Source organism: Herbaspirillum sp. C7C8, from assembly GCF_022627875.1.
In the GTDB taxonomy this organism is placed as follows: Bacteria; Pseudomonadota; Gammaproteobacteria; order Burkholderiales; family Burkholderiaceae_D; genus Herbaspirillum.
Map to the genome: position 1 here is coordinate 410,465 of NZ_JABXGG010000002.1, position 22,893 is coordinate 433,357.

Below are 22,893 nucleotides of genomic sequence, written 5' to 3' on the forward strand. Positions count from 1 at the left end.
GGATGGGGTGATCTGAAGCCATCGGCGCGTGGTGAGCGACATGGCCGCCAGATGGTAATGCAATCAGGCGCGCTTGCCTATGCGCATGCTTGAGGCAGGGCAAGAATGTGCATCATGCGCTGAGTTGTCCTGGCTATGGATGTGCCAATGCCGCCGCATGCAGGGGGCGGCGGCAGGAAGGCTGAGAAGGTAGGGGCAGCAGGTGAAAGCGGGCAGTATCTGCCCGGGCTTACTTGCTATCGCTCGATTCCGTGGTGCCAGGGACGACGGCTGCACTGACGGCCACGGTCGTGGGTGCCGATGCCGTCGGCGCCATCGCGGGCACCGGGGTGGCTTGCGAGCCCGGCACCAGCGCAGGCGCCGGTGCTGTGGCAGGGGTGGGGGCGGGGACGACAGGCAACGGCCGGTCCAGTGCCTCGGCGGGCAACTGGATGGCCGGGGCTGCCGCAGAGGGCGAGGTCGGCAACTTGGCCACGCGTCTGGGCAGCCGGGATTCGGCCAGCTTCTTTTTCTGTTCTTCGGAAAGTTGCTGGTACTTGGCCCATTGCTCGTGCTTTTCTTCCGCATCCAGCTTCTTGGCGCGGGCGTAATTGGTACGGGCGGCGCTGCGCTCGGCCGGCGTGAGCTTGACCCAGTCGCGCATGCGCTCGTGCAGGCGCTGTTGCGCTTCCGGCTTCATCCTGGTGTAGCGCTTGCCGATTTCCAGCCATTTTTCCCGCTGCAGCTCACTCATGCGCGGCCATTCGCCGGTCAGCGGTTCCAGGGCCTGGCGCTGGGCGGGCGACAGGTTGGCCCAGGCCAGCTTGTTCTCCGGTTTGCGGGCAGCAGACTTGCCGGTCGACTTGTTGGCATGCGTGGCAGCGGCTGCCGGCGCGGGGGATGGTGTCGTCGCTGTTGTGCCGGGGGCGGCAGCCGGTGCCGGGGTGACGCTGGCTGCTGCCGGTGCTGCAGCGGTCGGGGCGCTTTGCGCCGGCGCATTCTGTGCCACGGTCCAGGCGCAGCTCAATCCACCGGCCAGCACCGCCAGCGCCAGCGCAATGCGCCAGGGGCGAACGCAAGCCTTTGCAGCAGTGCCGGTGGTCTTGTGCATCGTCTTATTGTCCCTTTTCGGCCAGGTAGGCGTTGAAACCATGATCCAGATAAGCCGACAGCGGCAGCTCGTCGGAGAGTACGGCCGCATCGATGTCAGCCAGGTAGCTCACGCGCTTGGCGTGTTCGTGCTGATAGATGCCGGCGAACAGAACGATGCCCAGCAGCAGCGGGGCAGCCACGCCCAGGCGATTCCACCACGACGGTTTTTCGGATGACATCATGGCGCCACCCAGGGCACCGGCCAGCACGGGCTGCTGCACGCGCACGTGGATCGGCGCCTGCTTCTTGCGCGCCAGCGCGACGCGGCGGGCCGCCGCCAGGCTTTGCAACGTGTCGTCGGACAGATTGTCCAGATTGGCGTCAAGCGCCAGCTTCACCTTGTAGGCGAACTGCATTTCCTTGTTGGTCATAATGAGATTCCTTTGGCTCTGAGAGCTTGAGCCAGCGCGTGTGTTGCGCGGGAGCAATGGGTTTTGACGCTACCTTCGGAGCAACCCATGGCGGCGGCTGTTTCCGCCACGTCCATGTCCTGCCAGTAACGCATCAGGAACGCTTCCCGTTGACGTGTCGGCAGCTTTTGTATCTCCGCATCGATGAGGTTCAGGGTCTGCTCGCGCTCGACCTTGTCGGCGCTGGATTCGGCCGCTTCCGTGCCGTCTGCCGACTCCAGGCTCTCGAGCAGGTCGAAATCCTCGCCGCCCTCGCCGTCGCCGCCATTGCCGCCAAAGCTGGAGAACAGGCTGACCCAGGTGTTGCGCACCTTTTCGCGGCGGAAGAAATCGTGAATGGTGTTCTGCAGGATGCGCTGGAACAGCATCGGCAGTTCCTCGACCGGCTTGTCGCCGTATTTCTCGGCCAGCTTGATCATTGCATCCTGAACGACGTCCAGCGCCACTTCATCCTTGCGCACGGCATACACCGCCTGTTTGAAGGCGCGGCGTTCGACACTTTCAAGAAAATCGGAGAGTTCTTTGTCAGTTGCCATGCAATACGGTGTGCCGGATGGGTCACCGGCCAGATCAGTTAAAAACCTTCATCCTGGCCAGCCTAGATGCGAAAAATGCAAGAAATCGTCAAAAAGCAGACCGAATGCTAGCAAAAATGGTCCTCCTTGTCCTGAAGTTTATCCGCGGCCGCGTCGGCGAACGCGAGTATTGACAACGATTTCACCGGAATTCGCTTGACCAAAATGATGCAACGCATTACTGTCCTGTTCTCCGCCTCCCACATCTGGGGCGTTTTTGTTCCTTGCCGGTGCTTCACATAAGGTCGTGCCGGTGCGAGGAAACGCTTTATAGGTTTAAAGCTTGTTTGTTCTAACCCGTGCCACAAGCGCGAGGAATCAGTAAAAGTCGAACTTGATCCAAGGCTGAACGAGTCGCGTTGAGCGGCGTTTCAAACTCCACTACGGTTGGAGCGCAGAAACGGCGTGACCGCACAATAAAGGGATGCTGCCGGCAAGACGACGAATGCGATTCCGTCAGGAGAGAACATCCGATCAATTTCCAATGGACCTTGAAAGGAAGCAGCATGAGTGCTGAGCAACTCACCGGCGCGGACATACTCGTCCGATGCCTGGCTGAAGAGGGTGTTGAACACGTCTTCGGCTATCCTGGTGGCGCCGTCCTCTACATCTACGACGCAATCTTCAAGCAAGACAAATTCCAGCACATCCTGGTTCGTCACGAACAGGCCGCCGTGCATGCCGCTGACGCGTATTCGCGCAGCTCGCAGAAAGTCGGCGTGGCCATCGTCACTTCCGGTCCTGGCGTGACCAATGCGGTCACCGGCCTGGCGACGGCCTACATGGATTCGATTCCCATGGTGGTGATCTCCGGCCAGGTGCCGTCGACCGCCATCGGCCAGGACGCGTTCCAGGAGTGCGACACCGTCGGTATCACCCGCCCCTGCGTGAAGCACAACTTCCTCGTGAAGGATGTGAAGGACCTGGCGGAAACCGTCAAGAAAGCCTTCTATATCGCCACCACCGGCCGTCCCGGCCCGGTCCTGGTCGATATTCCGAAGGACATCACCATGCACACCTGCGCCTACGAGTATCCGAAGGCGGTGGAAATGCGTTCCTACAAGCCGGTCGACAAGGGCCACTCGGGTCAGATCCGCAAGGCGCTGCAACTGCTGCTGTCGGCCGAGCGCCCGATGATCTATACCGGCGGTGGCATCATCCTGGCCAATGCCGCGCCGGAGCTCAACAAGCTGGTCGATCGCCTGGGCTATCCCTGTACCAATACCCTCATGGGTCTGGGCGCCTATCGTTCGTCCAGCGACAAGTTCGTGGGCATGCCCGGCATGCACGGTACCTACGAAGCCAACATGGCCATGCAGCACTGCGACGTGTTGATCGCCATCGGCGCGCGCTTCGATGACCGCGTGATCGGCAACCCGAAGCACTTCGCTTCGCATGCCCGCAAGATCATTCATATCGATATCGATCCGTCGTCGATTTCCAAGCGCGTCAAGGTCGACATCCCCATCGTGGGCAACGTCAAGGACGTGTTGCAGGAACTGCTGTCGCAACTGGATTCGGCCGAGACCCGCCAGAACGGCGCGGCGCTGGATGCCTGGTGGAAGCAGATCAACGAATGGCGCAAGCGTGACTGCCTCAAGTTCGCGACCTCCGACGAATTCATCAAGCCGCAATCCGTGGTGCAGAAGGTGTGGGAAGTGACCAAGGGCGATGCCTTCATCACCTCCGACGTCGGCCAGCACCAGATGTGGGCTGCGCAATACTACGGTTTCGACAAGCCGCGCCGCTGGATCAATTCCGGTGGCCTGGGCACCATGGGCGTGGGCCTGCCGTACGCCATGGGCGTGCAGATGGCCAACCCCGATGCGACGGTCGCCTGCATCACCGGCGAAGCCTCGATCCAGATGTGCATCCAGGAGCTGGCGACCTGCAAGCAGTATCACCTGACGCCCAAGATCATTCTGCTCAACAACCGCTTCCTGGGCATGGTGCGCCAGTGGCAGCAGATCGACTACGGTTCGCGCTATTCCGAGTCCTACATGGATTCGCTGCCGGACTTCAACAAGCTGGCGGAGTCCTACGGCCACGTCGGTATGAAAATCGAGAAACCGGGCGATGTCGATGGCGCGCTGCGCGAAGCCTTCGCCATGAAGGACAGGCTGGTCTTCATGAACTTCATCACGGATCAAACCGAGAACGTCTGGCCGATGGTCAAGGCGGGCAAGGGTTTGACTGAAATGTTGCTGGGTTCGGAGGATCTCTAACATGCGCCATATCATTTCTGTGCTGCTGGAAAACGAAGCCGGCGCATTGTCCCGTGTCGTGGGTCTGTTCTCCGCACGCGGCTACAACATCGAAACGCTCACCGTTGCACCCACCGAAGATTCGACCCTGTCGCGTATGACCATCGTGACCTCGGGTTCGGATGATGTGATCGAACAGATCACCAAACACCTGAACCGCCTGATCGAGGTGGTGAAGGTCGTCGATCTGACCGAAGGCGCGCACATCGAGCGCGAACTGATGTTGATCAAGGTGCGCGCAGTGGGCAAGGAACGGGAAGAGATGAAACGCACTGCGGATATCTTCCGTGGCCGCATCATCGACGTCACCGAAAAGACCTACACGATCGAGCTGACCGGCGCCAAGAGCAAGCTGGACGCCTTCATCGACGCCCTGGATCGCACCGCGATCCTGGAAACGGTCCGTACCGGCGGCTCCGGCATCGGCCGTGGCGAGCGGATCCTGAAGATCTGATCGACCGCGCCAGGCAGTACGCATCACACACATACACATACATTCAAATTCGAGTTACTCGGAACATAGGAAAAAATCATGAAAGTTTTCTACGACAAAGACGCAGACCTGTCCCTGATCAAGAACAAGAACGTGACCATTATCGGTTACGGTTCGCAAGGCCACGCCCACGCCCTGAACCTGAAGGATTCCGGCGTGAAGGTGACCGTTGGCCTGCGCAAGGGCGGTGCGTCCTGGTCCAAGGCTGAAAAGGCCGGCCTGAAGGTCGCTGAAGTCAACGACGCCGTCAAGGATGCCGACGTCATCATGATCCTGCTGCCCGACGAAAACATCGGCCAGGTCTATGCCGAAAACGTCGCGCCCTTCGCCAAGCAAGGCGCCACCGTGGCCTTCGCCCACGGCTTCAACATCCACTATGGCCAGGTCGTGCCGCGCGCTGACCTGGACATCATCATGATCGCCCCCAAGGCCCCCGGCCACACCGTGCGTTCGACCTACAGCCAGGGTGGCGGCGTGCCGCACCTGATCGCCGTGCACCAGGACAAGTCCGGCAGCGCCCGTGACCTGGCCCTGTCGTACGCCACCGCCAACGGCGGCGGCCGTGCCGGCATCATCGAAACCAACTTCCGCGAAGAAACCGAAACCGACCTGTTCGGCGAACAAGCCGTGCTGTGCGGCGGTACCGTGGAACTGATCAAGGCCGGTTTCGAAACCCTGGTCGAAGCTGGCTACGCGCCGGAAATGGCTTACTTCGAGTGCCTGCACGAGCTCAAGCTGATCGTCGACCTGATCTATGAAGGCGGTATCGCCAACATGAACTACTCGATCTCCAACAACGCCGAATACGGCGAGTACGTGACCGGCCCGCGCGTGATCAACGCCGAAAGCAAGGCTGCCATGAAGAAGGTGCTGGAAGACATCCAGACCGGCGAATACGCCAAGAGCTTCATCCTGGAAAACAAGGCCGGTGCACCGACCCTGATGTCGCGTCGTCGCATCAACGCCGAACACCAGATCGAAATCGTGGGCGAGAAGCTGCGCGCCATGATGCCCTGGATCAAGGCCAACAAGCTGGTCGATCAAAGCAAGAACTGATCTGCCGCTGGCAGCGCAAGACCCTGAAAACGCCACGGTTCGCCGTGGCGTTTTTTTTTCGTCCATGTGCGGTGTCGCCCATGGTCATTGCGTTACGGCTTGTTGCACTTGGCCAAGAACCAATTCTTGACACCTGTCGTCGAAGTGCCGGGTAGATGCTTGGCAGATGAAGCTATCATCACCCCCGTCACCGACCAAGAATAAAGAGGATCCCTTATGACACCTTCCCGCAAACTGATGCTGGGCGCCGTCCTGGCCACGGCCTGCATCGCTGCCCAGGCGCAGACATCGAACAGCGCCCCGGCGACTGTCCCGACCACCGGCACCCTGGTCGTGGTCCCGGCCAGCGGAGAAATCAGCGTACCGAACGATCAGGCGCGCGTGACCCTGCAGGTCGAAGAGCAGGACAAGGACAAGTCTGCCGCCGCCTCCCGCGTGAACCAGAAGATGAAGCAGGGCATCGAGCTCCTCAAGCGGCAGGATCCGCAGGCCGCGCTGAAGAGCTACGGTTATTACACCTACGCGGTCTATGCGGAACCACCGCAGGTCACGCCGCAGCAGCCCCGTCAACCGGCCAAGGCGCGTCAGGTCGTGGGATGGCGGGTCGGCCAGTATCTGGAGATGACCACCGAGAACCTGGCGGCGCTGCCCAAGACCGTCTCCTCAGCCCAGGCCCTGATGAGCCTCAATGGCCTGCAATTCGGCTTGAGCCCGGCAGCGGCCAGGAAGCTGGATGCGACCCTGGTCAATGCCACCTATCGCAACCTGGAAGAGCGCATCGGCTTCATCGCCAATGCCATGCACCGTGCGCCATCGGATGCGGTGGTTGAAACCGTGGACTTCGAAGGCTCCGGCAACTATGCCGCAGCGGCGCCCGCGCCCATGATGGCCAAGGCCATGATGCGTTCGGACATGGCGCAGGAAAGTACATCGGTCGCCGAGCCCAGCTTTGAGCCGGGTGAATCCACCGTCAACATGCGCCTGGTGGGCAAGGTGCGCTTCAAGTAAGCCAATGAACCGAAGCGTTCGGTCCGAACGCTTCATATCAAGAATCGTCAACCCGCTCGGGTTGGCAGGGGAGGGAGGCTATAATCGGCCTCCCTTTCCGTTTCAAGAAGATCATCTCATCATGCGGACCTTCACCAAGCTGCTCCTGCCGCTCTTCACCGCCCTGGTGGCCAGCACGGCCCATGCCGACATCTGTGCCGACCTGCGCGCCATCCACCAGCAGTCGCAGTCGCATTTTGACGGCTGGAAGAAAGACGGCCCCGATTCCGTCATGAAGAGCGAGAAGCGCGGCCCGATCTATCTGTCCAACTTCATGCTCGATGGTGCCGAGAGTTGCGCCATTGCCGACAATTCCTCGGTCTATACCTGCATCTGGCGCTATCCCACGTCGGCCGACATGGGTCGCGCCTATCAGCGCCTGGTCAACGATGTGAAGGCTTGTGCGCCGCTGGCGAAAGAGCCCCCCGGTATCATCGCCGACGAGCCGCAGGAGCGCCGTCAGGGCGACTTGCGCCAGATCACGGAAGTCACCGGCCTGGACTACGCCGACGCCGAAGTGACGATTCTGATCGGACAGATGCAGCTGACCGGTCCGCGCGGCCTGGCGCGCAATGAGCTCAAGCTGAGCTTCTCGCGCCCGCAACCGCGCTGAGGCGGTCCGCCCGGCCCGGATGGCCCGGCTCATGTCGTGCGGCGCCTCGAAACATTGTGCTCAATGGCCCGAGATGCACCGCCACCGGCCTGGTGGCGGTGCATTTCATTGCATTTAACGGGCGCTGGACTAGAATAGGCACGCTTTTACTTTTGAACTTTCCGCGAGTACCGCGCGATCCCTGGAGCAACATTGAACAACAACCACTATCCCCATCCCATCATCGCCCGCGAAGGCTGGCCCTTCCTGACCATCGCCGTGGTCGTGGCAGCGCTGGCAAGCTATTTCTGTGGCGCCTGGTCCTTCCCGCTGTGGATCATCGCGCTGTTCGTGCTGCAGTTTTTCCGCGACCCGCCGCGCGTCATCCCGCAAGCCGCCAATGCCGTGCTGTCCCCGGCCGATGGCCGCATCGTTGTGGTGGCCCGTGCCCATGATCCCTACACTGACCGTGAAGCCCTGAAGATCAGCGTCTTCATGAACGTCTTCAACGTCCATTCCAACCGTGCCCCGGTGGATGGCAAGATCGAGAAGGTGCAGTACTTCCCCGGCAAGTTCGTCAATGCCGACCTCGACAAGGCCTCGCTGGAAAACGAACGCAACGCCCTGGCCATCACCACCACCAGCGGCCACAGCGTGACCTGCGTGCAGGTGGCTGGCCTGATCGCCCGCCGTATCCTCTGCTACGTGAAGGCCGGCGACACCCTGGCCCGTGGTCAGCGCTATGGCTTCATCCGTTTCGGTTCGCGCGTGGACGTGTACCTGCCGCTGACGGCCACCCCCAAGGTCACCGTCGGTGAAAAGGTCTCGGCCACCGAAACCATTCTGGCCGAACTCTGATCACACCACGAAGGCCTCACCGCGGCCACCCCTGCATGCGCTTGCAGCGGTACCACGGATGAGGCCCAAGCGCAGACTGCGTACTGCGATTTCCGTCCTCCTCACTGATAGATATCGATGCCCACATTACGACGACGCAAGGCCAAGCCCGGCATTCCCTTCCCGAAATCCCTGCGCCGCCCCAAGGTCGCGCAACTGGACGAGGCCGGGCAGGTAGTGGCGCGGCGGCGCTCGCGCGGCATCTACCTGTTGCCCAACGCCTTCACCACGGCGGCGCTCTTCTGCGGGTTCTACGCCATCGTGATGGCCATGAACCTCAAGTTCGACTATGCCTCCATCGCCATCTTCGTGGCCATGGTGCTGGACAGCCTGGATGGTCGCGTGGCCCGCATGACCAATACCCAAAGCGAATTCGGCGCCCAGTATGACAGCTTGTCCGACATGGTCTCCTTCGGCGCCGCGCCGGCGCTGGTGGTCTATGAATGGTCGCTGCGCGGCATGGGCAAGCTGGGCTGGCTGGCGGCCTTCGTCTACTGCGCCGGCGGTGCGCTGCGCCTGGCCCGCTTCAATACCAACATCGCCGTGGTCGACAAGCGTTACTTCCAGGGCTTGCCCAGCCCGGCCGCGGCCGCCCTGGTGGCCGGTTTCGTCTGGCTGATGGATGACCTGCGCTTTGCCGGTACCGACCTGAGCTGGTACGCCTGGGTCATTACCCTCTACGCCGGCATCACCATGGTCACCAATGTGCCGTTCTACAGCTTCAAGGATGTCAACTTCCGCAAGCCGGTGCCCTTCATTGCGGCGCTGCTGGTGGTGGTGGCACTGGTGCTCATTTCCAGCGACCCGTCCAAGGTATTGTTCGGACTGTTCGTGCTGTATGGCCTGTCCGGCTATGGCGTCTATGTCTGGCGCCGCATGAACGGCAAGCCGGTCAGCATCGTGCAGACCACGGATGAGCACGGGGATGCCCCGCATTGATCCGGTTTTCTTGTAGAACAAGAAAAAAGGCAACGCAACACACCCGGCTCAGACCGGGTGTTTTTTCGCTGGCTATCGGGGCTATCGGTTTTTATCGTTTCCATTCAGACATCGGAAAATGTAACTGAAGGAAACAGCAGCGACATCTGACCATGCCCGGCCTTGCCCATGCCCCCGGAGTTGCCTAGAATCGACGGGTAGCAGTCTTTTCCTGCATATTCCACATTGGCGGCATGAACATGGCCATCGATACTTCATTGACAACCCTCGGCGGTTCCGACCCCTACGGCCTGCCTGCCGGTGTCGTCCCCGGCAATCCGGTCAAGCCAGCCAACAACCCTGCGGCCCTGGCTCAGGCGGTCGCGCTGTCGACGGATGCTTCGGTGATCGTCACTCTGGGAGGCGGCTCGGCCGACAATGCCGGGCTGACCTACAATGCTGCCGGTCTGTTCGACAGCTTTGTCAGTGCCGGTACGCCGGTGAGCACCCCGGACAGCACACAGACCGAGGCCACCCAATCCTATTACCAGGGCGTGCTGGGCAGCATTTCCGTCCCTTCTTCTTCCAACACGGGCATCTACGACGGCTCCGGCATGTTCAGCGGACAGGCCCTGGCTTCGCCGCTGTCCTTGCTGCTCAAGTCCAATCCCGACCTGACCGGTTCCATCGTCGAAGACATCGTCAATCAGAGCGTGGTCGGCGGCCTGATCTCGACGACGGCCTGAGTCCGTTCCCTTTTTCTTTCAGTGCGTTCAAGCGGCGATGAGTGTGGCCAGATGACTACACAGTGCGGGGTCCTGGGCGCTGCGTTCGCTGATGCGGTGATCCACACCCGGCAGGTCGATGATGCGGCAGTGGCTGGCCGAGGTGGCGTGCTGGCTGATCAGTTCGGCGATCTCCGCCGGAATGACGGCATCCTCGGCGGCGCGAATCAGGGTCAGTCGTCCGCGATAGGCGTGCATCATCGGCAGCAGATCGGCGTCGCGCCAGCTGTGTGGCCGTCGCAAGGCGGCGCTGAAGGCTGGTCCGAAGGGCAGGGCGAAGGCTGCACCATCGTAGAGCGCACCCACCAGGGTGACCACATGGGTGATCTGGTTGTCCGGCCGGCAGGCCAGGCGCAGGGCGATCTCGCCGCTCATGCTCACGCCCACGACGGTACGGGGAGCGACCGTCAAGCGATCCAGGGCGGCCTGCGCTTCGTCCAGGCGTTTGGTCAGGGAATTGGGTAGCAGGGCGCTGCTCTGCCCATGGCCGGAAAAGTCGATGGCCGCACTGGCGCAACCGCGTGCGGCCAGGGACTGGCGCAAGGGCCACTGACGCTGGCGATCGCCTTGTCCGGCACCATGCAGTACCAAGGTGTGAACCGACTGGCCCACCGTGCTGCCCAGGATATCGGCTGCCAGCGTTTCCGCACCGACCGCCAGGGTCAGTTCTTCACGCGCACAGGGTGCAGGCGCCGGCACGATGTCAGTCGTCCGGGTGGCGCCGTTCGACGCCGGGCGTGCTGGCGTAATAATGGTGTTTTGCTTCATACATCAGGCTGTCCGCCCGCTGCACCACCTGCTCCAGGCGCTCGCCTGGAGCGCCGGTGGCGGCGCCCATGGACAGGCTCAGCGGCATGCCCGAGTAGTACTGATTGTTCACTTCGACCAGTTTCTCGATCTGTTCCATCAGCAACTGGCAGCCACGCTCGTCGGTGGCCGGCAGCAGGATGGCGAATTCGTCACCGCCGGTGCGCGCCACGCTGCCGGGACGTTCCACCGCCTTGCCCAGCACTTCGCCCACGCGCCGCAGCAGGGCGTCGCCGGTGGCATGGCCCAGCTCATCGTTGACTTGCTTCAAGCCATTGAGATCGGCCACGATCACGCTGACCGGGAACGGTCCCTTGCGCTCTAGGCGGTTCAGTTCATCGACCATGTAGGCGCGATTGTGCAGCTTGGTCAGTTCATCGTGCTTGCCGAGAAATTCGAGATAGGCTTCGGCCTTCTTGCGGGCGGTGATGTCGGTCAGGGCCACCAGCACCAGGTCCCAGTTGTTCTCGTGACCGGGGAAGACCGAGAATTGCAGGTGCACGTGCAGGGTCTCGCCGGTGAGAGAGTAGTTGACCACTTCGCGGTGGTGCAGCAGGTTGCCGTTCCACAGCTCGATCAACTGTTCGTTGAAATGCGGTCGCATGTCGTCGCGGAACACGTCGGACAGGCGCGAGAGCAAGGTCGCCTTGTCCGGCGCGCCGAACATGGACAGCGTCTGCAGGTTCACGTCGATGACGCGGATCTCCTGCATGCAGCGTTCCACGAATTCCGGATGCACATCCGTGAAAGTGCGGAAATCGGTGATGCCGATGCGATGCAGGTCGTCGAAGAGGCGCTTGACTGCGCTGAAATCTTCCACCCACAGCGAGATGGGTGAATATTCAAACAAGCCGCGCGCATAGTTTTCGCTGCGCGAGAGTTTCTTGCGCGCGGTTTCGCGTTCGGTCACGTTCTCGATGGCCAGCAGGACGTAATCCCAACTCTCTTCACTGCCGGGCATGATGCGGCCGGAGAGCTGGATGTCCAGACGCTTGCCGCCCAGGGTGTAATTCACGGTATAACTGGAAAAGGTGCTGCGGCCTTCCCATAACTGCACCATCTCGTCGATGAAGGTGTCGATCATGTCATCCCGGAACACCTTGTCCAGGTTCGCCACCAGATGCGCCAGGTCGCGCGCTTCATACCATTCCAGGGTGCGACGGTTGACCGCGACCACGCGGATCTGCATGGCGCAGGCCTGCGCCCGGCGGGGATCCTGGCTCAGGTAGCTGCGCAGGTCGGTCACGCCGTCGGCGCGCCATTGGTCGAACAGCCGCTTCAAGCCGCTGTAATCCTCTTTCCACAAGGAAACGGGGGTCAGGTCGAAAGTCTCCTGTTCGGAAAGAGTCGGAACGGGGCGAGCGGGGGAGGATTCGTTCTGCATGACACTTCATCTTTTGCTGATGATGAAGTGTAATGGTTTTACGGAAACTTCTGCATTACTTCCCACCCCGGTTTTTCCGTTTTGCGCAACTTTATCGCTGAAATCCTGATCCAGATGCGTATTTATTAACTAAAAGTTAACTTCGATCACATCGGCTTTGCACATCCGGCATCCCGTACGCGGCGGCTGGCCGCCCAGCGCCGCATGCCACGCACCCAGCCCGGCAGGCGGTCAGACCAGGGCTGTCGCAGCGGCCGCAGGCACAACAGCTCGCCGCCTTGCGGGGCCAGGATGCCGATCCAGCCCTCATGCGCCAGCACCATCTGCTCGCCATCGGCCAGCCGGGTGTGGCGGCTGACCAGGCGTTCGCCTTGCCACTGCGCCGATTCGGTCACGCATACCTGCGGGGCCTGGCAGAGCAGCTGGCTGCCCGCAGGAAGCCACAGTTGCAGATGCTGGCCCATCGCCAGTGGCAGGACCTGGACGGTGGTGCGGGCAGGAAGCGGGGCAGTCATGGTGTTCTCCTTGTCGAATGGGTCAGCCTGCAGTCTAGGGAGGACGATGCAGGCGCAACAGGCACAGGAAAATTCACTCTGCTGCGTAACAGGCTGATTGTTTTTGCTCTGTTATCCCTGCTTTTCGCCTACTCTGTATCTGTTTCGGTTCCGACCTCAGGACGATGATGACTGTTATGGATACCAGCCTGCTCCTCCCCGACCTGCAGCCTGCGGCACCGCCGCCGGGCACTCCCGCCTCGGCGCTTGCCGCCGCTCCCGATTCCGACTCCGGCCCCGGCCGTCAGCCGCTGTACCGGCGTCTGGCCGGGCATTACCAGGGCGCCATCCAGACCGGCACGCTGGTGGCGGGTGACCGTATGCCGTCGGTGCGCGATCTCATGCGCCAGCACCAGGTGAGCCTGTCGACGGCCCTGCAGACGCTGCGGCATATGGAAGAGGGCGGCTGGCTGGAAGCACGTCCGCGTTCCGGCTATTTTGTGCGCCAGCCGCGCCGCTCGGCGATCCGACCGGTGCAGGAGCCCAAGAGCCTGATGGCCATCGATCCCGAGCAGTATGTCGGCATCCATGAAAAGGTCTCCAAGTACATCGCCCTGCGCCAGAGCGGCGCACCCCGCATCGACCTCTCCGGCATGACCTGTGCCCCCGAGCTGTATGCGGTGGAGACCTTGAAGCAGGCCGCCATGCGCGCCCTGCGCGAGCGGCCCGAACTGCTCACCAGCGCCATGCCGCACAACGGCAACGCCACCTTCCGCCAGGCGGTGGCGCGGCGCGCATTGCATCACGGCATGCGCATCGATCATGAAGAAGTGGTCGTCACCCACGGTTGTATCGAGGCGCTCAACCTGGCCCTGCGTGCCGTGGCCGGACCGGGAGACACCATTGCGGTGGAGTCGCCCACTTATTTCGGCCTGCTGCAGGCGCTGGAAAACCTGGGCATGAAGGCGCTGGAAATCCCGACCAGTCCGCACACCGGCATCTCGGTGGAGGCGCTGGAGCTGGCAGTGCGCAGCTACGGCAACATCAAGGGGGTGGTGGTGGTACCCAACCTGCAAAATCCGCTGGGCTGCATCATGCCCGAGGAGCACAAGGACCGGCTGGTCAGGCTATGTGAAGAATTGCGCCTGCCCCTCATCGAGGACGACGCCTACACCGAGCTGGCCGATGGCAACGTGGCGCCTTCCAGCCTCAAGAGTCGTGACCGCAGCGGCAATGTGATCTATTGTGCATCGTTGAACAAGGTGCTGGCCCCGGGCATGCGGCTGGGATGGATGAATGGCGGACGCTGGCATGAGCGGGTCAAGATGCTCAAGTTCACCCATACCCGCGCCAACGAGGAGTGGACCCAGGTCACCGCCGCCGATTTCATCGCCAGCCCGGCCTATGACCGCCATCTGCGCCGCCTGCGGCAGTTGTTGAAGGAGCAGCGCGAGCGCATGGCCGAGTCGATTGCGGCCTATTTCCCGGAAGGCACGCGCCTGAATGTGCCCAATGGCGGCGTGGGGCTGTGGGTGGAACTGCCGGTGCAGGTCTGCTCGCAGCAGCTGTTCGAGCGGGCGCTGGTGGAAGGCGTGGGGGTCTCGCCGGGGGCCATCTTTTCCAATTCCAACCGTTACGGTCACTTTTTGCGCATCTGCTGTGGCCATCCCTTCACCCGTGAACTGGACCAGGCCTTGCGCCGCTTGGGCAGCATCGGCCACAGCCTGGCCTTTCCCTAGCGGCAAGCAGGAATTCAGGAGAATCAGGCATTGCCCGAAAGGGCAGTCTGCTGCAGACTTGTAAAGACATGTAAAGAGCGCGGACAGTCCGTCCCGCGCCTCACGCGCTTTACGAGGGGGGAGCAGGCCATGCCTGAGCAGCAGACCACGCACATCCAGCAATCGCACGCGGCCCGCCTGAATGCGGCCATCGACGCCCACATGGCCGGGCGCCTGGAGGAGGCGCGCGCCGTCTACGAAGCGGTGCTGGAAGACGATCCCATCGAACCGGTAGCGCTGCACTTCTACGGCATCTGGCTGCACCAGGCCGGGCGTCATGCCGAGGCGCTGGACAAGCTGGAGCTCTCCAGCGCCCTCGAACCCGACAATGCCGCCTGGCACAACGACCTGGGCAATGTGCTCTTTGCGCTGGGCGAACTGGACGGTGCGGCCCAGGCCTATGGCGCCGCGCTGGAGATCACGCCTGCGGATCACATGATCTGGAACAACCTGGGGGCCGCGCACCTGCAGCAGGGGCGCCGCGACGAGGCCATCGCCGCCTTCCGGCGCGCCGTCGAGATTGCGCCGGAATTTCTGCCGGCGCTGCTGCACCTGGGCAATCTCTTCGAGGCGGCAGGGGACAAGATGCAGGCCTCGCACTACCAGTGCCGCGCTTATGTGCTGCCGCCGATGGAGGGCAAGTCCTGGGAGATGGTCGGGATTTCCTTCTACTTCCTGGGTCGCCTGGAAGAGGCTGCACAAGCCTATCGTGCCTGGCGTGACAGCGAACCCGACAATCCGATTGCCGCCCACATGCTGGCGGCCTGCTCGCAGCATGATGTGCCGATGCGCGCCTCGGATCGCTACATCGAATCGCACTTCGACCGTTATGCCGAGACCTTCGAGGCCAATCTGCTGGACAGTCTGGGCTATCGCGGCCCCGGCCTGATTGCTCAGGGCGTAGCGCTGGCAGCACCAGCGGCCGGCCAGTGCGCCACCGTCGACATCGGCTGCGGCACCGGGTTGTGCGGTGTTCATCTGCGGCCCTGTTCGCATCATCTGACCGGTGTCGACCTGGCCGGCAAGATGCTGCAGAAGGCTGCCGCCACCGGCTACTACGATCAACTGGAAAAAGCCGAGATCAGCGATTACCTGCAACGGCATCCGCAATCCTGCGACCTGGTCACGGCAGCCGATACGATGATCTATTTCGGCGATCTGCAGAACGTCTTCACGGCTGTCGCCACGGCTTTGAAGCCGGGCGGCCATTTCATCTTCACGGTGGAGGTGCTGACCCCGCAGGATGCGGTCAAGGAAGGCTATTGCCTGCATGCCAGCGGACGCTATCGCCACGGTCGCGCTTATGTGCAGTCCCTGTTGCAGGCCGCGGGCATGGAGGTACTGCACCAGAGCGACGAGGTCTTGCGCGAGGAAGTGCGTCAGCCGGTGGCGGGCATGCTGTTCGTGGCGCGCCGGCGGTGAGCCGGCGGCCACTGCGCAGGGCTTCGATCAGGCCGCTGCCTTGAGCGCCGCTTCTACCTGGTCACGATAGGGGATGGGCTGCACCGCACCGTAACCGGTGGTGGAGAGGGCGGCTGCGACATTGGCATAGCGTGCCGCCTGGAAGGGATCGCGCCCGGCCATCAGCTCGGCCATGAAGGCCCCGCCAAAGCAGTCACCTGCACCGGTGGCATCCAGTGCCTGGACCGGATAGGGGGCCACCATGCGGCGCTGCTCCGACGTGGCGACGTAGCAGCCTTCCTGCCCCAACTTGAAGGCCACCAGCTTCACCCCGTAGGCCAGCAACTGATCGACGATGGCGTCGCGATCATTCAGACCCGTCAGCATCGAGACATCTTCCCAGCTAGGCAGGCAGACATCACAGAGACGCAAGGCGGCGGCCATCTTCTCGCGGGCGCGTGGTAGCGGCCACAGGCGCAGCCGCAGGTTGGTATCCAGCGAAGTGGTCACGCCGGCTGCGCGCGCCTGGACCATCGCTGCCAGCCCGGCCTCGCAGGCACTCTCGCTGATGGCCAGGCTGATGCCTGACAGGTGCAGCGCACCGGCGCCGGCGATGGCCTGCAAGGGCAGATCGGCTGCGCGATAGCGGCTGGCGGCCGAACCGGCGCGACGATAGTGGAAGTGATGGCCCTGCGCGTCGTGCGTGACGAAATACAGGCCGGTACTGGCGCCGGCCTCCATGCTCACGTGCTGCACATCGACGTTCTCGCGCCGCCACAGGTCCAGCAGGTCCTGGCCGAAATGGTCGTCGCCCACCGCGCTGACATAGCCAGATACCGCGCCCTGGCGGGCGGCGGCGATGGCGAAGTTGGAGGTGTCGCCGCCAAAGCCCTGCAGGTACTGGCGCGGGGTCTCGATGCGCTGGTTGAATTCCACCATGGCTTCGCCGTAGGCGAGGATGGGTTTGCTCATTGCAGGTCTTCTCCGTGGCGATCAGAAGAAGGTCTGCACGATGTCGATGACATCGAAGTGTTGGTCCACCACCACCAGGTGACGCCACTTGTCGAAGGTCAGGCAGGGGTGCGAGATGTCGAAGGCGATCATGTCGCCGACCTGGATGTCGTCTCCCTCGGTAATCTTCAGATAGGCGTGCTGGTCCATCATGCCGGTCACTTCCCAGTGGGACGGGGTGGCTTGCGGTTGCGTATCCTGGCCCGGGCGGAAGCGCGTGACCGGGGCCGGCAGGCCGGCGTCGAAAGCGGCGTCGCGCTTGCCCAGGGCGATGATGGCCTTGTCGCGCTCGGGAATCGATTGCACGTAGGCCCACAGTTGCAGCGCAGGTTGCAACTGGCTGCGCATGCTGTGCGCCACCGGATTGCGCACCTGGATCTGCGATTGCGCGGCACGGTAGATGCCCACGTCATGGGTGAGATAGCAGCCCGGGCGCAGCACCACTTCCAGCGCCGCACCGATGTCGGCCTGGCCGAATTCTTCGGCCACCACGTCGTACCAGGCCGAGCCGGCCCCGGTCAGTATCGCCGGACCCTGCGCCAGGCGGCGCGCCAGGTGGCCTTGCGTGGACAGGTCCTGCAGGCAGGCTACCGCGCGTTGCAGGAAGCGGCGGATGTCGACTTCTTCCTTGAGCACGCCCTCATACACTTCCACGCCAGCCAGGGCAATGCTGTCCCAGCGCGCAATGGCTGCAAGTACCGCCTGCTGTTGCGCTTCATCGCGCACGCCGGTGCGACCGCCCGCGGGCCCCAGTTCCAGCAGTACGTTGAGGGTTTGCTTGCGCTCGGCGAAGAAGCGGCCCAGTTGATCGGCCAGTGCAGCCGAATCGACCAGGCAGAAGAATTCGAAGGAGGGATCGGCCAGCAATTCGGAGATGATGGCCATGTTGCGCTTGCCCACCAGCTGGTTGGCCATGATCACGCGGCGCACGCCGTGGTGATAGGCCGCCAGGGTCTGGTGCGCGGTGGCCAGGGTGATGCCCCAGGCACCGGTGTCGAGCTGGCGCGCAAACAGCTTGGGTGCCATGGTGGTCTTGCCGTGCGGGGCCAGTCTGACCTGGTACTGGCCGACGAAATCCTGCATCCACTTCAGGTTGTGGGCGATCTTTTCCTCATACAACACCGCGGCCGGCAGGCTGATGTCTTCATTGAGCAGGTTCCAGCGCACGTTGCCGCCCTGTTGCGGCGTCAGCGGTTGGGTCAGTGCGCCCAGCCCCTTGTTGAGCGGATCGATCATGCCGGCCTGAAACTGGTTCTGGTAGTTTGTATCACTCATCGCTTTAATTCCTGTGAAATTAGGATTGACGTAATAATATCCTTGAATTTACTATGTTTACGCCGTGTTAGTAAATAACATAAATTGTTTCCGCGGCGCCTTCCGGGGTCGCTGGTTTGATCGCCCGCCCATTCCCGCAGACTGAATTTTTCTTCCCATGGCACAGACATTGGACATCATTTCCCGCATCACCGAGCGCAGCAGCACCTTGCGCCTGGCCGAACAGAAGGTGGCTGAAGCGATCCTCGGCGATCTCGCCGCCGCTGCCAGTGCCAGCATCGGCGAACTGGCCGAGAAGGCCGGTGTGTCGGTGGCCAGCGTAACGCGCTTTGCCAAGGCCATGGGGTGCCGCGACGTGCGCGAGTTCAAGTTCCTGCTGGCGCAGGCGGTGGCCGTGGGACAGCGTTTCTTCGATGGCGCCAGGACGGTGCCCTCGGACCAGCCGCCCGAACTGGCTGACGTGGTGTATCGCGACATCCATGCCGTGCTGGAGCTCAACCGCGCCATGCTCAATCCGGAGATGCTGATGCAAGCCGCGTACCTGCTGCTGGGTGCGCGCATGATCTACTGCTTCGGCATGGGCGGCGGCTCCACCATGATGTCCGATGAGGCGCGCTATCGCCTGGTGCGCCTGGGCCGTCCGGTGGCCACCTATCACGATGCGGTGTTGCAGAAGATGGTGGCGGCGACCCTCGACAAGGAGGACGTGCTGCTGGTCTTCTCGACCACCGGCAGCGTACCGGAGCTGCTGGCCAGTTGCGAGGTGGCGCGCGAATACGGCGTCAAGCTCATCGCCATTACCGCGCTGGGTTCGCCGCTGGCCAAGATGGCCGATGTGCTGCTGCCCATCAAGACGCTGGAAACCGACCTGATTTTCAAACCATCCTCGTCGCGCTACGCCATGATGGCGACGCTGGACATGCTGGTGCTGGAGCTGGCCTTGCTGCACAAGGAAAGCAGCCAGGAACGCCTGCGCCGCCTCAAGTACGTGCTCGATGCCCATCGCGGCGGCGGCGACCTGCACCAGCCACTGGGAGACTGACATGACATCCATCCCGCATGCTGCCGCTAGCGACAGGCACTGCGACACCCTGATCCGCCATGCCCTGGTCATCGACGGCAGTGGCGCCGAGCCGGTCGCGGCCGACGTGGCCGTGCGCCACGGACGCATCGTCGCCGTAGGCCGGCTTGATGGCTGGCAGGCCCGGCAGGAGATCGACGGCACCGCCCGTGTACTGGCGCCGGGCTTCATCGACGTACATACGCACGACGATACCAACGTCATCCGCACTCCGGAGATGTATCCCAAGCTGTCGCAGGGCGTGACCACGGTGGTGGTCGGCAACTGCGGCATCAGTGCCGCCCCGGTCACGCTCAAGGGGGACCCGCCGGATCCGATGAACCTGCTGGGCAAGTCGGAGGCTTTTCACTATCCCAGCTTTGCCAGCTACGCAGAGGCCGTCAACGCCGCGCAGCCCGCCATCAACGTGGCGGCGCTGGTGGGGCACACGGCCCTGCGCAACAATCACATGGATCGTCTGGACCGCGCCGCCACCGACGCGGAAATCGCCGGCATGCGCGCGCAATTGCGCGAGGCGCTGGAACACGGCGCGCTGGGTCTTTCCACCGGCCTGGCCTATGGCAACGCCATCAACGCGCCCACCGAAGAAGTGCTGGCCCTGGCCGAGCCGCTGGCCGAATTCGGCGGCCTCTACGCCACCCATTTGCGCAGCGAATTCGCCGACATCCTCAATGCGATGGAGGAAGCCTTTCGCATCGGCAAGCATGCGCGTGTGCCGGTGGTGATCTCGCACCTCAAGTGCGCCGGCGTGGAGAACTGGGGACGCAGCAGTGAAGTGTTGCAGGCGCTGGAAGCCGCCTCGCGTCATCAGCACGTGGGCTGCGACTGCTATCCCTATACCGCCAGCTCGTCCACCCTGGACCTCAAGCAGGTCACCGCCGACTACGACATCCAGGTGACCTGGTCGGAACCGCATCCGGAGCAGGGCGGCAAGATGTTGCAGCAGATCGCCGCCGACTGGGGCGTGGACCTGCATGCCGCCGCCGCGCGCCTGATGCCGGCCGGCGCCGTCTATCACTGCATGTCGGACGACGACGTCAATCGCATCCTCTCCCATCCGGCCACCGTGGTCGGCTCGGACGGGCTACCCAACGATCCCTTGCCGCATCCGCGCCTGTGGGGCGCCTTCCCGCGTGTGCTGGGCTACTACAGCCGCGAACAGAAACTGTTTTCGCTGGCCACCGCCGTACACAAGATGACCGGCCTGTCGGCGCAACGTTTTGGTCTGGAGCAGCGCGGCCTGGTGCGTGAGGGCTATCACGCCGACCTGGTGCTGTTCGATCCCGAGACCATCCGCGATGCCGCCAGCTTCACCGATCCCATGCAGCCGGCCCATGGCATCGATGCGGTGTGGGTCAATGGACAGCTGGCCTATCGCGGGCAGGACAAGCAGGCCACCCGCGCCCGTGCGGGACGCTTCCTGGCGCGCACGGTGCAGAAAACGCCAGCCTGAGTGGCAGAAAACCTCAGGGCTGGATTGTCAACTTCAGGTTTCAAATCGACTTTTCAAATTCGAGTTCAACAAAGGAGCAGCAATGAGCATTCAACGATTCGGTGTGGAAGGTGGCAGCGGCACCGGTGGTCAGCATCTGCCGTTCGCGCGCGCAGTGGCCGCCGACGGCTGGTTGTACGTGTCCGGCCAGGTGGCCATGGAAAACGGTGAAGTGATCGACGGCGGCATCGTGGCGCAGTCACACAAGGCCATCCAGAACGTGCTGGCGATCCTCAAGGAAGCCGGTTATGGCCCGGAGCATGTGGTGCGCTGTGGCGTGTGGCTGGATGATGCGCGCGATTTCCAGTCCTTCAACAAGGTCTTCAAGGAATACTTCGGCGCCAACCCGCCTGCGCGCGCCTGCGTGGTCTCCAGCATGGTGGTCGATTGCAAGGTCGAGGTCGATTGCGTGGCCTTCAAGCGCTGATGTGGTCAGCACGGGGCAGGGCACGACTTCGCTTCGCGCTTGAACCAACACGAAAAGAATAAAAAGAAAAAAGAACAAAAAGAATAAACGCTATAAAAAATTTAAAAGATTTGCAGATTTTTTGTTCAAGTATGCCGGCAGGGGTGTGACGACGTCGGCGGTGTCTTTTACCTTCTGAAGAGGAGCAACAGATGGAGGCTGTACAAGGAAGTGCGCTACTGGTCTATGCGCTGGTGGCGGTGATCGCACTGATCGTGCTGATCGCCAGATTCAAGATGAATCCGTTCATCGTTCTGATCGTGGTGTCGCTGGTGCTGGGTCTGGCCGTGGGGATGCCCATGGGCGGCATCGTCAAGGCCTTCGAGACCGGCGTGGGCGGTGCCCTGGGGCATATTGCGCTGGTGGTGGGTCTGGGCACGATGCTGGGCAAGATGATGGCCGAATCGGGTGGTGCCGAGCGCATTGCCAATACCATGATCAAGGCCTTCGGTGAAAAGAACGTGCACTGGGCCATGATGACGGTGGCTTTCATCGTCGGTCTGCCGGTGTTCTTCGAGGTTGGTTTCGTGCTGTTGGTGCCGATCGCCTTCAACGTCGCCAAGCGTACCGGGACCAACATGGTGCTGGTGGGCATTCCCATGGTGGCCGGTCTGTCGGTGGTGCACGGCCTGATCCCGCCGCACCCGGCCGCATTGCTGGCGGTGACCGCCTATAGCGCCGATATCGGTCGCACCATTCTGTATGCGCTGATCGTCGGTATTCCCACGGCCATCATTGCCGGTCCCATCTTCGGCAAGCTCATTTCCAAGGTGGTCATTCCCAATCCGGACAATCCGCTGAGCGCGCAATTCGTCGACCAGAGCAAGAAGGACCGTGAACTGCCGGGCTTCGGCATCACGCTCTTCACCATCCTGTTGCCGGTGGCGTTGATGTTGATCGGCAGCTGGGCCGACCTGTTCTTTGCCCCCAAGAGCTTCGCCAATGATTTCCTGCGCCTGATCGGCAACTCCGTCATCGCGCTGTTGATCGCCACCCTGGTGAGCTTCTGGACCTTTGGTCGTGCCCGTGGCTTTGGTGCCGACCAGATCCTGAAATTCACCAACGAGTGCCTGGCGCCCATTGCCAGCATCACGCTGGTGGTCGGTGCGGGGGCAGGCTTTGGGCGCATCCTGATGGATGGCGGCGTTTCCAAGGCCATTGTCGGCGTGGCCACCGATGCCCATCTGTCACCGCTGCTGCTGGGCTGGTTCGTGGCTGCGCTCATTCGTGTGGCCACCGGCTCGGCGACGGTGGCCATGACCACAGCCTGCGGCATCGTCGCGCCCATCGTCTCCACCGTTGGCGGTGTGCGTCCGGAACTGATGGTGCTGGCCACCGGCGCCGGTTCGCTGATCCTGTCGCACGTCAATGACGGCGGCTTCTGGCTGGTCAAGGAATACTTCAACATGACCGTGCCGCAGACCTTCAAGACCTGGACCGTGATGGAAACCCTGGTCTCGGTGCTGGCGCTGCTGTTCACGCTGGCACTGGCGACGGTGGTGTAAGCCCATCGGGCAAGGCCGCAGAAAGAAGGCT

The 22,893-nt window shown here is 62.5% G+C and carries 22 protein-coding genes; 14 read left to right on the plus strand and 8 right to left on the minus strand.

The window, feature by feature from the left end; translation table 11 throughout:
* Nucleotides 1-229 precede the first annotated feature (229 nt).
* The 3 genes from HWE01_RS04140 to HWE01_RS04150 are packed head-to-tail and all read right to left on the minus strand — an operon-like array spanning nucleotide 230 to nucleotide 2,077.
* Entirely contained in the window at nucleotides 230-1,090 is an 861-nt protein-coding gene (locus HWE01_RS04140; protein ID WP_241821146.1) for a DUF3106 domain-containing protein, read from the minus strand.
* A gap of 4 nt (nucleotides 1,091-1,094) precedes the next feature.
* Entirely contained in the window at nucleotides 1,095-1,502 is a 408-nt protein-coding gene (locus HWE01_RS04145; RefSeq protein WP_008327590.1) for a DUF3619 family protein, read from the minus strand.
* Nucleotides 1,499-2,077 (minus strand): RNA polymerase sigma factor, encoded by a 579-nt coding sequence (locus tag HWE01_RS04150; RefSeq protein ID WP_008327591.1) that lies wholly within the window; start codon nucleotides 2,075-2,077, stop codon nucleotides 1,499-1,501. Before HWE01_RS04150 ends, HWE01_RS04145 begins: the two co-directional genes overlap by 4 nt.
* Nucleotides 2,078-2,622: 545 nt before the next feature.
* Between HWE01_RS04150 and HWE01_RS04155 the strand changes: the two genes are divergently transcribed.
* The 8 genes from HWE01_RS04155 to HWE01_RS04190 all read left to right on the plus strand — a co-directional run bounded on the left by HWE01_RS04155 (nucleotide 2,623) and on the right by HWE01_RS04190 (nucleotide 10,129).
* The gene (locus HWE01_RS04155) at nucleotides 2,623-4,341 is read left to right on the plus strand and encodes an acetolactate synthase 3 catalytic subunit (protein ID WP_008327593.1); all 1,719 of its coding nucleotides are present in this window, start codon (nucleotides 2,623-2,625) and stop codon (nucleotides 4,339-4,341) included.
* A 1-nt stretch (nucleotide 4,342) separates the two neighbouring features.
* Nucleotides 4,343-4,834 (plus strand): acetolactate synthase small subunit, encoded by a 492-nt coding sequence (gene ilvN / locus HWE01_RS04160; protein ID WP_008327594.1) that lies wholly within the window; start codon nucleotides 4,343-4,345, stop codon nucleotides 4,832-4,834.
* A gap of 78 nt (nucleotides 4,835-4,912) precedes the next feature.
* Nucleotides 4,913-5,929, plus strand: coding sequence for a ketol-acid reductoisomerase (gene ilvC / locus HWE01_RS04165; protein WP_006712890.1), 1,017 nt, complete (start codon nucleotides 4,913-4,915; stop codon nucleotides 5,927-5,929).
* 216 nt (nucleotides 5,930-6,145) lie between these two features.
* On the plus strand, nucleotides 6,146-6,937 hold the full coding sequence (locus tag HWE01_RS04170; RefSeq protein ID WP_241821147.1) for an SIMPL domain-containing protein: 792 nt from the start codon (nucleotides 6,146-6,148) through the stop codon (nucleotides 6,935-6,937).
* A 121-nt stretch (nucleotides 6,938-7,058) separates the two neighbouring features.
* Nucleotides 7,059-7,589 carry a vesicle formation protein gene (locus tag HWE01_RS04175; protein ID WP_241821148.1) on the plus strand — a complete coding sequence of 177 codons (531 nt, stop codon included), beginning with the start codon at nucleotides 7,059-7,061 and terminating at the stop codon, nucleotides 7,587-7,589.
* 192 nt (nucleotides 7,590-7,781) lie between these two features.
* Complete coding sequence (locus HWE01_RS04180; RefSeq protein ID WP_175343226.1) at nucleotides 7,782-8,426, plus strand: phosphatidylserine decarboxylase; 645 nt, start codon at nucleotides 7,782-7,784, stop codon at nucleotides 8,424-8,426.
* Nucleotides 8,427-8,543: 117 nt separating this feature from the next.
* Entirely contained in the window at nucleotides 8,544-9,404 is an 861-nt protein-coding gene (gene pssA, locus HWE01_RS04185) for a CDP-diacylglycerol--serine O-phosphatidyltransferase (protein WP_241821149.1), read from the plus strand.
* Between the two features lie 239 nt (nucleotides 9,405-9,643).
* On the plus strand, nucleotides 9,644-10,129 hold the full coding sequence (locus HWE01_RS04190; protein ID WP_237713524.1) for a hypothetical protein: 486 nt from the start codon (nucleotides 9,644-9,646) through the stop codon (nucleotides 10,127-10,129).
* A 27-nt stretch (nucleotides 10,130-10,156) separates the two neighbouring features.
* Here the strand turns inward: HWE01_RS04190 and HWE01_RS04195 are convergent, their stop codons facing one another.
* The 3 genes from HWE01_RS04195 to HWE01_RS04205 all read right to left on the minus strand — a co-directional run bounded on the left by HWE01_RS04195 (nucleotide 10,157) and on the right by HWE01_RS04205 (nucleotide 12,874).
* On the minus strand, nucleotides 10,157-10,936 hold the full coding sequence (locus HWE01_RS04195; RefSeq protein WP_241821150.1) for an alpha/beta fold hydrolase: 780 nt from the start codon (nucleotides 10,934-10,936) through the stop codon (nucleotides 10,157-10,159).
* Entirely contained in the window at nucleotides 10,872-12,359 is a 1,488-nt protein-coding gene (locus tag HWE01_RS04200) for a sensor domain-containing diguanylate cyclase (protein WP_008327612.1), read from the minus strand. The genes HWE01_RS04195 and HWE01_RS04200 overlap by 65 nt, the downstream gene beginning before the upstream one ends.
* Nucleotides 12,360-12,505: 146 nt before the next feature.
* A complete protein-coding gene (locus HWE01_RS04205; RefSeq protein ID WP_241821151.1) occupies nucleotides 12,506-12,874 on the minus strand; it encodes a hypothetical protein in 369 nt (122 codons plus the stop codon).
* Between the two features lie 176 nt (nucleotides 12,875-13,050).
* Here HWE01_RS04205 and HWE01_RS04210 point away from each other — a divergent pair, with 176 nt between their 5' ends.
* Nucleotides 13,051-14,592, plus strand: a complete 1,542-nt coding sequence (locus HWE01_RS04210) for an aminotransferase-like domain-containing protein (protein WP_175343228.1) — start codon at nucleotides 13,051-13,053, stop codon at nucleotides 14,590-14,592.
* A gap of 129 nt (nucleotides 14,593-14,721) precedes the next feature.
* Entirely contained in the window at nucleotides 14,722-16,053 is a 1,332-nt protein-coding gene (locus HWE01_RS04215) for a tetratricopeptide repeat protein (protein ID WP_241821152.1), read from the plus strand.
* 27 nt (nucleotides 16,054-16,080) lie between these two features.
* Here the strand turns inward: HWE01_RS04215 and HWE01_RS04220 are convergent, their stop codons facing one another.
* Together HWE01_RS04220 and HWE01_RS04225 are read right to left on the minus strand one after the other, a co-directional pair.
* Complete coding sequence (locus HWE01_RS04220; protein WP_241821153.1) at nucleotides 16,081-17,004, minus strand: sugar kinase; 924 nt, start codon at nucleotides 17,002-17,004, stop codon at nucleotides 16,081-16,083.
* 21 nt (nucleotides 17,005-17,025) lie between these two features.
* Nucleotides 17,026-18,318: an amino acid deaminase gene (locus HWE01_RS04225; RefSeq protein WP_241821154.1), complete on the minus strand. Its 1,293-nt coding sequence runs from the start codon at nucleotides 18,316-18,318 to the stop codon at nucleotides 17,026-17,028.
* A gap of 157 nt (nucleotides 18,319-18,475) precedes the next feature.
* Between HWE01_RS04225 and HWE01_RS04230 the strand changes: the two genes are divergently transcribed.
* The 4 genes from HWE01_RS04230 to HWE01_RS04245 all read left to right on the plus strand — a co-directional run bounded on the left by HWE01_RS04230 (nucleotide 18,476) and on the right by HWE01_RS04245 (nucleotide 22,862).
* Nucleotides 18,476-19,360, plus strand: a complete 885-nt coding sequence (locus tag HWE01_RS04230) for a MurR/RpiR family transcriptional regulator (protein WP_008327623.1) — start codon at nucleotides 18,476-18,478, stop codon at nucleotides 19,358-19,360.
* A gap of 1 nt (nucleotide 19,361) precedes the next feature.
* Nucleotides 19,362-20,852, plus strand: a complete 1,491-nt coding sequence (locus HWE01_RS04235; RefSeq protein WP_008327627.1) for an N-acyl-D-amino-acid deacylase family protein — start codon at nucleotides 19,362-19,364, stop codon at nucleotides 20,850-20,852.
* An 82-nt stretch (nucleotides 20,853-20,934) separates the two neighbouring features.
* Nucleotides 20,935-21,318 (plus strand): RidA family protein, encoded by a 384-nt coding sequence (locus HWE01_RS04240; RefSeq protein WP_006712914.1) that lies wholly within the window; start codon nucleotides 20,935-20,937, stop codon nucleotides 21,316-21,318.
* Between the two features lie 191 nt (nucleotides 21,319-21,509).
* Nucleotides 21,510-22,862 (plus strand): GntP family permease, encoded by a 1,353-nt coding sequence (locus HWE01_RS04245; protein ID WP_008327628.1) that lies wholly within the window; start codon nucleotides 21,510-21,512, stop codon nucleotides 22,860-22,862.
* Nucleotides 22,863-22,893 lie beyond the last annotated feature (31 nt).